Annotated in this window: 10 protein-coding genes and 3 pseudogenes; 10 read left to right on the forward strand and 3 right to left on the reverse strand. The window is 61.9% G+C overall.

Going from position 1 to position 13621, the window contains the following annotated elements; all coding sequences use genetic code 11:
- Positions 1-102: 102 nt before the first annotated feature.
- From QA640_RS10540 to QA640_RS10550, 3 genes are all read right to left on the reverse strand, one after another.
- Entirely contained in the window at positions 103-1191 is a 1089-nt protein-coding gene (locus tag QA640_RS10540; protein WP_283040589.1) for an ABC transporter substrate-binding protein, read from the reverse strand.
- 141 nt (positions 1192-1332) lie between these two features.
- A complete protein-coding gene (locus QA640_RS10545; RefSeq protein WP_283042763.1) occupies positions 1333-2121 on the reverse strand; it encodes a substrate-binding domain-containing protein in 789 nt (262 codons plus the stop codon).
- A gap of 42 nt (positions 2122-2163) precedes the next feature.
- Positions 2164-3468 carry an MFS transporter gene (locus QA640_RS10550; protein WP_283040590.1) on the reverse strand — a complete coding sequence of 435 codons (1305 nt, stop codon included), beginning with the start codon at positions 3466-3468 and terminating at the stop codon, positions 2164-2166.
- A 358-nt stretch (positions 3469-3826) separates the two neighbouring features.
- On the opposite strand from QA640_RS10550, the gene QA640_RS10555 reads away from it, so the two are divergent.
- From QA640_RS10555 to phaC, 10 genes and pseudogenes are all read left to right on the forward strand, one after another.
- On the forward strand, positions 3827-4492 hold the full coding sequence (locus QA640_RS10555) for a response regulator (protein ID WP_283040591.1): 666 nt from the start codon (positions 3827-3829) through the stop codon (positions 4490-4492).
- Positions 4492-5949 (forward strand): sensor histidine kinase, encoded by a 1458-nt coding sequence (locus tag QA640_RS10560; RefSeq protein ID WP_283040592.1) that lies wholly within the window; start codon positions 4492-4494, stop codon positions 5947-5949. The genes QA640_RS10555 and QA640_RS10560 overlap by 1 nt, the downstream gene beginning before the upstream one ends.
- 200 nt (positions 5950-6149) lie before the next feature.
- Positions 6150-6764 (forward strand): annotated as a pseudogene (locus QA640_RS10565) (aconitase family protein); the annotation flags it as partial.
- A 129-nt stretch (positions 6765-6893) separates the two neighbouring features.
- A pseudogene (locus QA640_RS10570) lies at positions 6894-7367 on the forward strand (aconitate hydratase); the annotation flags it as partial.
- 34 nt (positions 7368-7401) lie between these two features.
- On the forward strand, positions 7402-8424 hold the full coding sequence (locus QA640_RS10575) for an isocitrate/isopropylmalate family dehydrogenase (RefSeq protein WP_283040593.1): 1023 nt from the start codon (positions 7402-7404) through the stop codon (positions 8422-8424).
- A 26-nt stretch (positions 8425-8450) separates the two neighbouring features.
- Positions 8451-10103, forward strand: coding sequence for an acetolactate synthase large subunit (locus QA640_RS10580; protein ID WP_283040594.1), 1653 nt, complete (start codon positions 8451-8453; stop codon positions 10101-10103).
- Positions 10104-10239: 136 nt separating this feature from the next.
- Positions 10240-10656: pseudogene (locus QA640_RS10585) on the forward strand (aldehyde dehydrogenase family protein); the annotation flags it as partial.
- Positions 10657-10701: 45 nt separating this feature from the next.
- Complete coding sequence (locus tag QA640_RS10590) at positions 10702-11892, forward strand: iron-containing alcohol dehydrogenase (RefSeq protein WP_283042764.1); 1191 nt, start codon at positions 10702-10704, stop codon at positions 11890-11892.
- Entirely contained in the window at positions 11885-12535 is a 651-nt protein-coding gene (locus tag QA640_RS10595) for a poly(R)-hydroxyalkanoic acid synthase subunit PhaE (protein ID WP_283040595.1), read from the forward strand. Before QA640_RS10590 ends, QA640_RS10595 begins: the two co-directional genes overlap by 8 nt.
- Complete coding sequence (phaC, locus tag QA640_RS10600) at positions 12532-13620, forward strand: class III poly(R)-hydroxyalkanoic acid synthase subunit PhaC (protein WP_283040596.1); 1089 nt, start codon at positions 12532-12534, stop codon at positions 13618-13620. The genes QA640_RS10595 and phaC overlap by 4 nt, the downstream gene beginning before the upstream one ends.
- The last annotated feature ends 1 nt before the right edge of the window (position 13621 follow it).

Below are 13621 nucleotides of genomic sequence, written 5' to 3' on the forward strand. Positions count from 1 at the left end.
ACGATTCATAACCTGCCAGCCATCGAGCGCCTCAGCTCGAGCGATGGCGTCGACAGCTAGAAAAGCACGTCCTATCTCGGATCAAGGAAAGCTTTGGGAGTGTCACCGTCCATCCAGCGCGCGGCGCCATTCGCGGAAGAAGGCTTTGCGCTTGGATTGATCGAGGTTCGCCAGGAGGTCGGGTCCGACGCGGATAGGACGGAGCTTGTCCTCGCTTACTGTGGCGCGGATCCCCGTTGGGAGATCGGAGCGCACCGTTCCAAAGGAGCGCGCCGCCAACTTCTCCTGACCGCTCCGGGAAAGCAGGAAGTCCATGAAGAGTGCGGCTTCTGCCGGATGCGGCGCGCTCTTCGGGATAATCGCGATACGCGTAATCAGCGCGGTATAATCCGTGAACAGGGTCACACCGATCGATGGGTCCTCCTTCGCGCGTTCCAGCGCGTATGAAGCGATCATATCGTAGGCCAGCAAATGTTCTCCGCTCGCGACCCGATCGAGGATCGTGTGACTGAAGGTGTAAAGGCGAACGCCGACCTGTCCAAGGCCTCGGATCAGGCTCCAGGTGTTCGGAGTGATCTGCACGTCGTTACTGAAGAAGAGAAATCCGGTACCACTCAGTTCGGCATCGTATGAGGCCACCTTGCCCTGATAGGTGCTGCGCTTTGTGGTCAACAGCTTCAGCAGATCAGCTCGCGTGCGCGGAACGTCCTCTGGCGGAACCAGCCGCTTGTTGTAGACGAGAGCGATCGGCTCGGCGGTAATCCCGAAGGCCTGCTTCCTCCAGATTGCCCAATCGGGGATTCGATCAGGTTCGGTTGGTGGGAAGGGTTGCGCATAGCCGTCGTTCACGAGCTTGACCTGCAGGTCCATCGCCGAACTCCACGCAATGTCGGCGCATTGACCGCGCTCGCGGCATTTGACGACGTCCTCGTAAATCTCCAGAGAACTCTGATGGATGTAATCGACGCGAATATTGGGATGCAAGCGATGCCACTCGCCAAGCAGGCCTTTCACCTCGACGGTATCCGATGTCGAGATGATGCGTATCGCGCCCTCCGTACCGGAGCCCGCCGACAGTCGGTCCCGGTCAAGTGGGTCGGTGCGGACCTGGTCCTCTTGGCTGCTCGTCGGTGTGGCCGCGAGGGCGCACAGGACGGTTAAGGCTACGAAATGTAACCTACTCCTCAGCATCCGAACTGCCTCGATCTGCCGGACGTTGGCCGGCCGAGGCGGTTATCGTAACCAGTCCGCCAGCCGACGTCTAAAGCAGACAGTATAGAGGAGGCCCTCGTCCGAAGAAAAGCTCGGGCTCAATCCGGATCCAAGAGATTTCTATCGGGTGGTGGCGATTGGCTCCATGCCGGATTTCACGAGTGCGGGCGCCGCCGCGGCCGAAGCGAGGAAGTCGATGAGTGCCCTGCCTTGCTCGCGTGCCTTGGTGTCCCTGGTGAGGGCAGCCGAGAAGATTGTGATCTTTTGGAGTTCTGGTGGCAGCGGCCCAACCAGCTCGGCGCCCGGGATTGGCAGCAACTCGCTGATTTGCTGAAAGCCGAGTTCGGCGTCACCGCGCGCGACGACGCCGGCGACGGGATCTGCCGGGATCATTTTGGCCTTGCCTTCCATCTCCGACGCGATCCCGAGCTTTTTGAAGAGTTCTGTCCCGACGTAGACGCCGCTGGCACTGTCGGAATATGCGACGGATTTCGCGGCGAGGAGGGTTGCCTTGAGGGCCTCCGCTGTCGAGATGTCGGGCCTGGGAGCCCCCGCGCGAACAACCATGCCTATCGGGGAGCGCACAAGGTCCACTCGGCTGCCAGCATCGGCATATCCCTTGGAGATCATGACACCGAGCGCGTCACCCACCATGATAAGAACATCAGCAGGTTCCCCGCGGGCCAAACGAATGGGGATCGCATTCTCAGTACTTCCCATCGAAGGCCCGTAAGATGTGATGACGGCGTTGCCGGTCGCCTTTTCGAATTGTGGGACGAGCTCCTTGTAGGCGGCGCTGAGGCCGCCTGAAATCATGACCCGAATTTCCGCCGCTTCAGCCCCTGGTGCGCAGAGTGTGGCAACCAGGACCGCTACTGCAAGAAGCCAAGTCGGACGAATGGGACGCATCAAGTCACGTTGGGGCTGTTCATTCATGACAGGTGGCCCTCCTCAGGTCCCGACGGTGTTCAAGCTGGCGGAGACTTCGGATGCCGTCGCAACCGCCTGCGTTCTATACACCAACAGGGTCCCAACCAGGCCACATGCTGCCGCGGCGCTCATCCACCAGCCGGGGGCAGCATTATCGCCGGTCACCGCAATCAGCCAGGTGCAGATGGCAGCCGTAAAGCCCCCAAATGTCGTCGCCAGGCTGTAGGCAAGGGAGAAGCCGGACGTGCGTACGCCGACCGGCATGACCTCCGTCAGCGCGACGATCATCGCGCCATTGTAGCTCGCATAGATAAAAGACAACCAAAGTTCGACGGCCAGCATCTTGCCGAAAGTCGGCTCAGCGGCGAGCCAGGAGAGAGCGGGATAGGCCGAGACGAGGCCAAGTAGAGAGAAGCCCACGAGGATCGGCTTGCGGCCGATCTTGTCCGACCAGGCTCCCATCACCGGAAGCCAGAAGAAGTTCGAAATGCCGACGCAGATCGTCACCAACAAACTGTCGGTCGCGGAGAGCTTCAAAACTGACTTCCCGAAGGTAGGCGTGTAGACAGTGATGAGGTAGAACGAAACGGTCGTCATGATCACCATCATCATGCCGCACAGCACGATCGCCCAGTTTGCGAGGATCGAGCGGTAAATCTGACCTACGGTGGGATGATGCTTGCGCGCGAGAAACTCCTCCGTCTCCTGCAGCGAACGTCGGATGAAGAACACGAACGGCACGATCATGCAGCCAACGAAGAACGGAATCCGCCATCCCCAGTCGTCGACCTGCTGCGGAGAAAGCCAGGCGTTGAGCGCAAAGCCGAATGCGGCCGACACGATGATCGCGACTTGCTGGCTCGCCGATTGCCAACTGGCATAGAAACCTTTGTGGCCGGGCGTCGCCATCTCGGAGAGATAGACGGACACGCCGCCCAGCTCGACTCCCGCTGAGAAGCCCTGCAACAGCCTTCCGATCAGCACGAGGAGAGGAGCCGCGATGCCAATGGTCGCGTAGCTCGGGACGAAAGCGATCAAGACGGTTCCGCAAGCCATGATCGAGAGTGTCACGATCAAGCCCTTGCGACGTCCGATCCGGTCGACGTAAGCCCCTAGGAAGATGGCCCCGAGCGGACGCATCAAGAAGCCGGCTCCAAAAGCGACAAACGTCAACAGTAGGGATGCGTACTGGCTTTCAAGCGGAAAGAATGCCTTGGCGATGTAGGACGCAAACACCCCGGAAAGAAAGAAGTCGAACATCTCCAGGAAGTTGCCGCTGGTGACGCGCAGCACCATCCCGATCTTCGATTGCCCGGATGCCGTCATGTTGTCCTCCCGTGGTTCTCGTGTTGTTTGACCCGATTACGGGTTCTTGTGTTGCGCATCGATCGCGCTTTGCGTTGGGACCGCCCGATTTGGCGCAGTCAAAAAGCGCAGGTGGTCCAGAGCTGCTGCAGCGAAAGCGATGAGATAGCGTAGACAGCTGAGCTGTCGTCAACCTGTCACGGCGAGCCGCCGCGGCGCGTCAGGACCGCACAGGCAGGGAGTATGCGGATTTACCGAACGATAAAAGGTGTCTGCAAAGATGGAGATGCCATCGCGACTGCTCTGTGATAGAGGTCTGGCAAGGTGCAAATAAAGCAACAAGCGCCGGAGCCAAGAAATCAATGGCGGGGGAGGCGCCGTGAGGATCCTGATCGTTGAAGACGATATGGCACTTGTCCGGGGTCTTTCGGCCTCGCTCAAGTCGATGGGCTTTGCGGTTGATCATGAACCGGATGGCGCCGAAGCGGCTTCAATCGCCATCTCCGAACCTTACAGCCTTGTGGTCCTCGATCTCGGCTTGCCCAATAGCTCGGGTTTTGAGGTTCTGCGTCAGGTCCGCGCCAGCGGGTCGAAGGTGCCGATCATGATCTTGACAGCACGCGATGCCACCGCAGACAAGGTAAAGGGACTGGATCTCGGAGCGGACGATTACGTTCGCAAGCCGTTCGATCTGTCGGAGTTCGAAGCGCGTGTTCGCGCGCTGGTCAGGCGCGGTCAAGGTCGCACCGATCCGCTTTTGACGTGCGGATCCCTCGTGATCGATCCAGCGATGGGCCGCGCGACCCTCGGTGATAAGCCGCTTGACTTGCGCCGCCGGGAGATGGCGGTTCTGAAGATATTGATGCTTCACCATGGCAAGCTAGTACTAAAGGACCGCCTTATTGCCGAGGTCTTCGGCTTCGACGAGCCGGTTGGCCCAAATGTGCTGGAGCTCTATATCGCCCGTCTTCGCCAGAAACTCGGTTCTGATGGACCGAGGATCCGCACCATGCGTGGGCTCGGATATCTTCTGGAAGCACGCTGATGGCGAGACGTCAGCCGTCCCTCAAAACCCGGTTTCTCCTCGGCCTTCTGGTTCCTGTTTCATGCCTTGCGATCGCTGTGGCGGTAGGCGGCAGCCTCGTCATCTCTCACGTGGTGGAGGTCACGCATGATCGGTTGCTGCAAGGCTCGCTGCTGACGATCGCCGAGCGTCTGGCCGTGGAGGACGGAGAGGTTACTGTCGATCTGCCGCGAGTGGCGCTGGGTATGCTCGAGACGCAGTCTGACGACAGTATTTTTTACAAGGTGAGCGTGGATGGCCAGACGGTCACCGGATACAACGACCTGCCTATGCCCAAGAGTGCGGCACTTGAGCCGGAACAGCCGATGTTCTGGGATGATAACTATCGCGGCAATGCCGTCCGCATAGCTGCCGTATCACGACATGTATATGGGATCGCTAAACCTGTCTTGGTTGCCGTAGCAGAGACTAAACACGCGCGAGACCAGCTCTGGCGCGAAATGATCCGCGAGCTTGCCTTGGCCGAGATAGTGCTCCTCGCCGTCATCGCCCTGCTCACATGGATCGCGGTCGAACGCGGGCTCGGGCCGCTTGCCCAATTGAAGCGGCAGATCGATCGCCGTGGAATCAGCGGCTCAAAAGACTTCCAGCCGCTCGATCTGCACATGGTGCCGAAGGAGGCGCTTGCGCCCGCGCAGGCGATCAATGAACTGCTTGATCGCGTGAACTTCGCGACCCAGATCTTGCGCCAGTTTACCGCCGATGCGTCGCACCAGATGCGAACCCCGCTTGCTGCGCTAAGGACTCATCTGGATCTCCTTAAGCGTCGCTTGATTGGTTCGAGCGAGATGGCCGAGATGGTCATGGAGGTGGACACTCAGGTCGTCCGGCTGGATCGGATGATCTCGCAACTGTTGACGCTCGCCCGTGCCGACGAGGACGCATTTGTCAGATCGCCTGCAGAGAGAATTTCGCTCGTGATGAAGGCGAAACAAGCCCTTGCGCTGCGGGCGCAAGCTGCGGCGGCTCGCAACATCGAGCTGCAGCTGGAGGTGGAGCAGGAAGAGATGTTCGTCGAAGCCAGCGAGCTTCTGGTCGACGAAATTTTGGGTAACGTGATCGACAATGCGATCCGGTACGGAGCTGCCGGCGGGGTAGTGATCGCGAGACTGTCCAGGAACGGCGAGAATGGCCTTGTGGACATCGAAGACGACGGCCCCGGAATCCCGCCGGCCGAGCGGCAGAAGGTATTCGAGCGGTTCTACAGAATCGCCCGCCCGGATGCGCCCGACGGAAGTGGCTTGGGGCTCTCCATCGTTCGCGTGTTGCTCGACCGGATGGGCGGCTCGATCGAGCTCGGCGAGGGCAAGCGCCGTAGCGGCCTCCGTGTCACGATGAAATTCCGCCTCACATCACGTTGCGATGGCCAAGACCCAATCTCGTTGCCTTGGCAGCCGCGACAGGTTGTTGACAGGTAACCGCCTCTATCCTGCTCCCCAACAGTGCTGGGTTGATGCTGGCCCCTAAGCGGACGCGCAGCCATTACGCATTTGAAAAAGTGGGAGGACGTCATGGCTTTACCGACTCAGAACGGTAAGCGCATTCACAGACACCCCTCCCTCCGTGGGTAGAGCCTCCGGCCTCTTGGGCCTGGCGCGTGCGGATGAGGGAGGTGATCATGACGGCATTAGACAGCTTTACATGTCAGCGTACCCTCGACGTCCACGGACGGCGGTATACCTATTTTTCATTGCCGGAAGCGGCAAAGAACGGTCTCGCAGGTATTTCACGGCTGCCTTTCTCTCTGAAAGTTCTGCTGGAGAACCTGCTGCGCTTCGAGGATGGCCAGTCGGTGACGCGAGCCAACATCGAAGCTCTGGCGAAGTGGACCGAAGACCGCGGATCGGCGGCAGCGGAGATCGGCTTCCGTCCGTCCCGTGTTCTGATACAGGATTTCACTGGCGTGCCTGCCCTGGTCGATCTTGCGGCCATGCGGGACGGCATGCAGAAGCTCGGCGGTGATCCGGCGAAGATCAATCCGCTGGTTCCGGTCGATCTCGTGATCGACCATTCCGTCGTAGTCGACCATTTCGGCAACCCGCAAGCTCTGCACGATAACGTTGCCAGGGAGTATGAGCAGAATGGCGAGCGCTACAACTTCCTGAAATGGGGGCAGGGGACGTTTGCCAATTTTCGCGTGGTGCCGCCGGGCACCGGTATTTGCCACCAGGTCAATCTCGAATATCTGGCGCAGACGGTCTGGACCACCGAGCGCGACGGCCTTTCCATTGCCAAGACCAACTTCCTCACCGCGCTCGAAGGCGAATACGGCAAGCAAGACCAGGCCACCAAGCAATTCGCGGTCGAGGGCAAGGAGTTCAGCCACGGTCATGTCGTGATTGCCGCGGGCGGCGTCACGCCGGAAGGCGGCTGGGCGGTGCATCAGCCTTCCGGTGAGCGGCTGTCGATCTTCGACGCGGCGATGCACTACCAACGCGATAATGTGCCTCTGGTCGTGTTCGCCGGCATCGAATATGGCAACGGCTCTTCGCGCGACTGGGCCGCCAAGGGCACTAAGCTGCTCGGCGTGCGCGCCGTCATCGCGCAGAGCTTCGAGCGCATTCACCGGTCCAATCTCGTCGGCATGGGCATCCTGCCCTTCGTCTTTGACGATGGCACCTCCTGGAAGAGCCTCGGCCTGACCGGCGCCGAGCAGGTCTCGATCAAAGGGATCGCCGACATCACGCCCGGCCAGCGCATCACCATCGACATCACGATGGCAGATGGCACGGTGAAGCAGGTCCCACTGACCTGCCGCATCGATACGCTCGACGAGCCCAATTACTACAAGCACGGCGGCATTCTGCCCTACGTGCTGCGCCAGCTTGCTGCGTGATCCTCAGGACACGATCAAACACGGGGAAACGAACATGTCAGGAAAAATTCCGGCAACCTTGATACCTGGTGACGGGATCGGCCCAGAGATCACGGCGGCCGTGACCCGCATCTTGGATGTGCTCGGCGCGCCTTTCGAGTGGGACCTCCAGCAGGGCGGCATGGCCGGCATCCAGAGCGCGGGCGATCCCTTGCCCGGCGCGCTGATCGACAGCATCCGCCGGACCAAGCTCGCTCTGAAAGGGCCGCTGACGACGCCGGTTGGCGGCGGTTTCCGCTCGGTGAACGTGCGCCTGCGGGAAGAGTTCGGTCTCTACGCCAATCTGCGTCCGGTCAAGACGATGGTGCCCGGCGGTCGTTACGAGGACATTGACCTCGTGCTCGTCCGTGAAAACATCGAGGGTCTCTACGTCGCATTCGAGCACTTCATCCAGGTGGGCGACGATCCGCACGCGGTCGCGATCTCGTCGGGCGTCAACACCCATGCGGAAGCGCGACGTATCGTCCGCTTCGCGTTCGAGTATGCGCTCGCCCATGGCCGCAAGAAAGTGACCGTAGTTCACAAGGCCAACCTGTTGAAGGCCCTGACCGGGCTGTTCCTTCAGGCCGGCCGCGAAATCGCCAAGGAATATGAGGGGCGGATCGCGATGGACGATCGCATCGTCGATGCCTGTGCCATGCAACTCGTGATGAACCCGTGGCAGTTCGACGTCATCGTCACCACCAATCTGTTCGGCGACATTCTGTCCGACCAGATGTCCGGCCTGGTCGGTGGTCTCGGCATGGCGCCTGGCGCCAACATCGGGGAGAAGGCTGCGATCTTCGAGGCGGTGCACGGGTCGGCACCTGACATCGCCGGCAAGGGCATCGCCAATCCGCTCGCGCTGCTGCTCGCCGCCGGCCTCATGCTCAAGCATGTCGAGCGGGACGATCTCGCGACCAAGCTGCGAACCGCAATCGAGCAGACTTTGCAGGTCGACAATGTGCGGACAGCCGATCTCGGCGGCAAGGTCTCGACGGCTGATTTCGCCGGCGCCGTGATCAAGCGCCTGGCCTGACGCCGACAGACATAAAGGAGAAAGACATGGTGAAGGGCTCTGACCTGTTGGTCGCGGCATTGGAACATGAGGGCGTCGACCGGGTCTTTGGTGTTCCCGGCGAGGAGAATCTCGACGTCGTCGAGTCGCTACGCAACTCGAAGATCGAGCTGGTGCTGACGCGCCACGAGCAGGCCGCCGCGTTCATGGCCGCGACGCACGGACGACTCACCGGTCGGCCCGGCGTCTGCATCTCGACGCTAGGGCCGGGCGCGTTGAACTTCTCGACGGGTGCGGCCTACGCGCACCTCGGCGCGATGCCGATGGTGCTGCTGACGGGGCAGAAGGCGATCATGAGCAGCCGCCAGGCGCGCTTCCAGATCGTGGACGTTATCGCCTCGATGAAGCCGCTGACGAAGCTGCCGCGGCAGATCGTCAGCGCGTCCAGCATCCCAACGCTGGTGCGTGACGCCTTCCGCGTCGCTACGGAGGAGCGGCCGGGCCCGGTCCTGCTAGAACTGCCCGAAGACATCGCTGGCGACGAGGTCGAGTCGGTGCCAATGGTGCCGATCCATCCGATCGAAATACCTGTCGCGCACCGTGCGGCGCTCGACCGCGCGGCTGAGATGATCCTGGCGGCAAAGCGCCCCCTGATCATGCTCGCGGCCGCCGCCAGCCGTCCGCGCTCGACCTTCGGCATCGCTGGCTTCGTGCGGCGCACGGGCATTCCGTTCTTCACGACGCAAATGGGCAAGGGTACCGTTCCCGGCGGCACGAACCTCTATATGGGGACCGCGGCGCTGTCGGAGCGCGACTACGTGCATGAAGCGATCGACCAGGCCGATCTAATCATTGCCATCGGCCATGACACGGTTGAGAAGCCGCCGTTCATCATGGGTCCCAAAGGACCGCAAGTCATCCACGTCAGCTACACGCCGGCGACGGTGGAGCAGGTCTACTTCCCGCATGCCGAAGTGGTCGGCGATGTCGGTCCGAGCCTGGAGCTTCTTGCCGATCGGCTCGAAGGCAAGCTGCACAATGCCAAGGCGCTGTTGCCGCTGCGCGATGGCATTCTCGGCCGCATCGCCGATCGTGCGACCGAAAGCCGCTGGCCGGTCACGCCACAGCGGCTGGTGCATGACGTTCGCCAGGTGATTCCCGAGAACGGCATCGTCGCGCTCGACAACGGCATGTACAAGATCTGGTTCGCCCGCAACTACCGGACCTATGTCGCCAACACGCTGTTGCTTGACAACGCGCTGGCCACGATGGGCGCTGGCTTGCCGTCAGCGATGATGGCGGCGATGCTCTATCCGGACCGCCGCGTCATGGCGATCTGCGGCGACGGTGGCTTCATGATGAACAGCCAGGAGCTGGAGACGGCTGTCCGTCTCAAGCTGAATCTCGTGGTGCTGATCCTCAATGATGGCGCCTACGGCATGATCCGCTGGAAGCAGGCCGTCGACGATTTCCCGGATTTCGGTCTCACCTTCGGCAACCCGGACTTCGTCCGCTATGCCGAGTCCTACGGGGCCAAAGGCTCTCGCGTCACGTCGGTCGATGGGCTGTTGCCGACGCTGGAAGCAGCATTCAAGGGCGGCGGCGTGCATCTCGTCGATGTCGCGATCGACTATTCGGAGAACACGAAGGTCCTGGTCGACGAGCTGCGCAATCGCAAGCTCGGCGGCGAACCGATCTGACGAGCACGCCATGCTGCAGGTTGTTCAGGCGTTCGACCGGGCTCCGTTTGCCGAGGTTCCGGTCGATGATGCCGATGCGATGGAAGCAAAATTGCAAGCGGCGCTCCGCGTGCTCGCCGACCGCGACGGCTGGCCCGCGCCCGATGCGGGCGGCGCCAGGCGCGTCAGCGGCGGCGAACGCCTGTCAGAGACACTGATGCAGCCGACGGTTTTGATCGAACCGCCGCTCGGAGCCCGGGTGTCGCGCGAAGAAGTGTTTGGGCCGGTGGTCTGCGTCTACCGCTTTTCGCAGCTGGATGAGGCCATCACGCGGGCGAACTCACTGCGGGTGCCGTTCCAGGCGTGCGTGTTTAGCGAGGACATCGACGTTGCCCTGCGCGCCAGTGAACGACTCGATGCGTCCGCGGTCATGATCAACGATCCCACCACGTTCAGGACGGACTGGATGCCGTTCGCAGGCCGCCGCGAGGCCGGCTACGGCGTTGGGGGCATTCCCTACACCATGCGCGACATGACCCAGGAAAAATTGGTGGTGCTGCATCGCCGCGCCTGAGCCCCTCGCAGGCCATTTGACGATACCCGGAGGAGCAGAAACATGATCGGGAAATTCACCTTTCAGGCCCCGTCGAACATCATGTTCGAGGCCGGTGCCTCGCGAAAAATCAACGAGCTGGTTACGAGCTACGGCGCACGGCGCGTAATGCTGGTGACCGACAAGGGGGTGCGGGGCGCCGGATTGACCAAAGACGCCGAGGCATCGCTCTCGGCAGCCGGCGTCGAGCTCAGCATATTCGATGACGTAGTCGCCGACCCGTCGTCCCATATCGTGGAAGCGGCTGCGGATGCGTGTCGGGCTGGTCAGATCGAGTTGGTGCTCTCGATCGGCGGGGGCAGCGCACTCGACACCGCAAAGCTCGTGGCCTATCTCGCCCGGACGCCGGATCGTCTCGACGACATCTACGGCGTCGGTCTGGCGAAAGGAAAACGCCTGCCGCTGCTACTGGTGCCGACGACGGCCGGGACCGGCTCCGAGGTGACGCCGATCGCGATCGTCACGACGCCGACCACGGAGAAGAAGGGGGTTGTGTCGCCGGTCCTGATCCCGGACTGGGCAATCCTCGATCCCGAGCTGACCCTTGGTCTGTCGGCGCCAGTGACCGCCGCGACCGGCATCGATGCCATGGTACATGCGATCGAGGCCTATACCAGCAAGGTCAAGAAGAACCCGATGTCCGACCAGCTCGCGCGCCAGGCGCTGGCTTTGTTGTCGGCCAATGTGCGGCGTGTCTGCGAGAATGGGAAAGATCTCGAAGCCCGTTCGGAGATGCTGCTCGGCTCGATGCTCGCCGGCATGGCCTTCGCCAATGCGCCAGTCGCTGCCGTTCACGCGCTCGCTTATCCGATCGGGGCGATCTTCCACGTGCCGCACGGTCTGTCGAATGCGCTCGTGCTGCGCCATGTACTGGAGTTCAACCTGACCGCGGCCGAGCCGTTCTATGCGGAGCTCGCCGAGATCGTGAAGCCGGGCCTGCGCGGCAGCGTGCCTGAGAAGGCGCGGGCCTTCATCGACGAAATGACGTCGATCGGCCGCGATTGCCAGGTGCCAGGATCGCTGGCGGCGGTCGGGATCGGCCGCGACGATCTGAAGAAGCTCGCGGAAGACGCGATGAAGCAGACGCGCCTCTTGGTCAATAACCCCAGGGAGCTGACACTAGACGACGCGTACGCGATCTACAGCGCCGCCTTCGGTGACGGTAGCAACCGTTATGTTCAGGTTGCCCATGACTGAGGAAAGCTCTGGCGCAAATCCCTTCGGGCCGCTCGCCGCGCAATGGATGGATTCCTGGCGCGCGATGGCGGGCGCTGCCGCCGGCGTCAGCGAAAACTGGTCGAGCTCGATGCTGCCCTTCATCATGAGGCGCGCGGCCGAGAGCGGGTTCGGCGTCGGCCCCGGCAACGACCTCGCCGAGGCGATCGAACGCATGGCCAAGGGACCGCGCCTCGCCGACGTCCTCGATTTCGACCGCAAGCTGGCGAACATGACGGCGGCCTGGGGCGAGCTGCAAAGCAAGCTTGCCGCCTACCAGCTCGTCGCCTCAAAGCCCTGGATGCGCACGGCGCAGCAATACAAGATGAAGATGCCGCAGTCGGGCGACAGCCCCAGCTGGCGCGAGCAGCTCGGGGCATGGAACGATCTTGCCAATGAGGAGCTGATCGCCAACCAGCGCTCGGAGGAGTTTTTGGTCGCGCAGAAGCAAATGTTGCAGGCCGCGACCGAGTTCAGGGCCCGGCAATCGGACGTATCGGACGCGATCGCCGCCGTGCTGGGAATGCCGACACAGCGCGATTTCGACGATCTGACCCGCCAGGTCACCGAGCTGAGGCGCGAGGTCCGCGCCCTGGAGCGACGGATCGCCGGAGGTGAGGCATGAGCCCGCAGACGCCGAAGGGCGACGGCTTCGCTGAGATGAGCGACAAGCTGCTCAAGGCCGGCAAGCTGCTGTCGTCCATCAAGGACGAAGACGTCGATGTCGGCGCAACCCCGAAGACGCTCGTCATGCGGCGCGACAAGGTCGAGCTGTTTCGCTACACACCCTTGACCGAGCAGAAGGTGAAGACGCCGGTCCTGCTGGCGTACGGCCTGATCGGCCGCTACACCATGGCGGACCTTCAGGAGGACTGCTCGCTGGTGCGCAGTTTGTTGCGGCAGGGGCTGGATCTCTGGCTGGTCGATTGGGGCCAGCCGAACCGCAGCGAGCGTTGGCTGACCATCGACGATTATGTCGACGACTACATCCATGCCGCCGTCACGCGCGTTTGTCGCGAGACCGGACATGACAAGATCATGCTGCTCGGCATCTGCGAGGGCGGCGTATTCACCACCTGCTATGCCGCGCTGCATCCGGACAAGGTCAGGGGCCTGGTGCTGACGATCACGCCGATCGACTTCCATGCCGATCGTGACGATCCCGACACCCATCACGGCTTCCTGAACGTCTGGACGCGCAGTCTCGATCGCGCCGACATCGACCGCTTGGTCGACGTCTATGGCGGGCTACCCGGCGAGTTCATGAGCTCGGTCATCTCTCTGATGACGCCGATGCGCTCGCTGACCAAGTACAACATCGACCTGATCGACGTCATCGACGACGAAGCCAAGCTGATGAATTTCCTGCGCATGGAGAAATGGCTTGCCGACCGGCCCGCCCATCCGGGTGAAGCCGCCAAGCAGTGGCTGAAGGATCTCTATCAGGATAACAAGCTCGTGAAGGGCGAGTTCGAGCTGTCGGGACGGCGCGTCGATCTGTCGAATCTCACCGCGCCAGTCCTCAACGTCTTCGCGCTGAATGACCACATCATTCCGCCGACCTGCTCGCGGGCGCTCAGCGCGCATGTCGGCACCAAGGACTATTCGGAAATCGAACTGCCCGGCGGCCATGTCGGCCTGTTCGTATCGAGCAAGTCGCAGGGCTCGCTGAGCAAGGGTATCTCGGAGTGGCTCTCCGCCAGGGACTAGC

Source organism: Bradyrhizobium sp. CB82, assembly GCF_029714405.1.
Lineage (GTDB): Bacteria > Pseudomonadota > Alphaproteobacteria > Rhizobiales > Xanthobacteraceae > Bradyrhizobium.

Bases quoted from the DNA above. Each gene is read 5' to 3' on its own strand.
- QA640_RS10540 (WP_283040589.1), bottom strand. From the start codon at position 1,191: ATGCTGAGGAGTAGGTTACATTTCGTAGCCTTAACCGTCCTGTGCGCC.
- QA640_RS10545 (WP_283042763.1), bottom strand. From the start codon at position 2,121: ATGCGTCCCATTCGTCCGACTTGGCTTCTTGCAGTAGCGGTCCTGGTT.
- QA640_RS10550 (WP_283040590.1), bottom strand. From the start codon at position 3,468: ATGACGGCATCCGGGCAATCGAAGATCGGGATGGTGCTGCGCGTCACC.
- QA640_RS10560 (WP_283040592.1), top strand. From the start codon at position 4,492: ATGGCGAGACGTCAGCCGTCCCTCAAAACCCGGTTTCTCCTCGGCCTT.
- QA640_RS10575 (WP_283040593.1), top strand. From the start codon at position 7,402: ATGTCAGGAAAAATTCCGGCAACCTTGATACCTGGTGACGGGATCGGC.
- QA640_RS10580 (WP_283040594.1), top strand. From the start codon at position 8,451: ATGGTGAAGGGCTCTGACCTGTTGGTCGCGGCATTGGAACATGAGGGC.
- QA640_RS10595 (WP_283040595.1), top strand. From the start codon at position 11,885: ATGACTGAGGAAAGCTCTGGCGCAAATCCCTTCGGGCCGCTCGCCGCG.
- phaC (WP_283040596.1), top strand. From the start codon at position 12,532: ATGAGCCCGCAGACGCCGAAGGGCGACGGCTTCGCTGAGATGAGCGAC.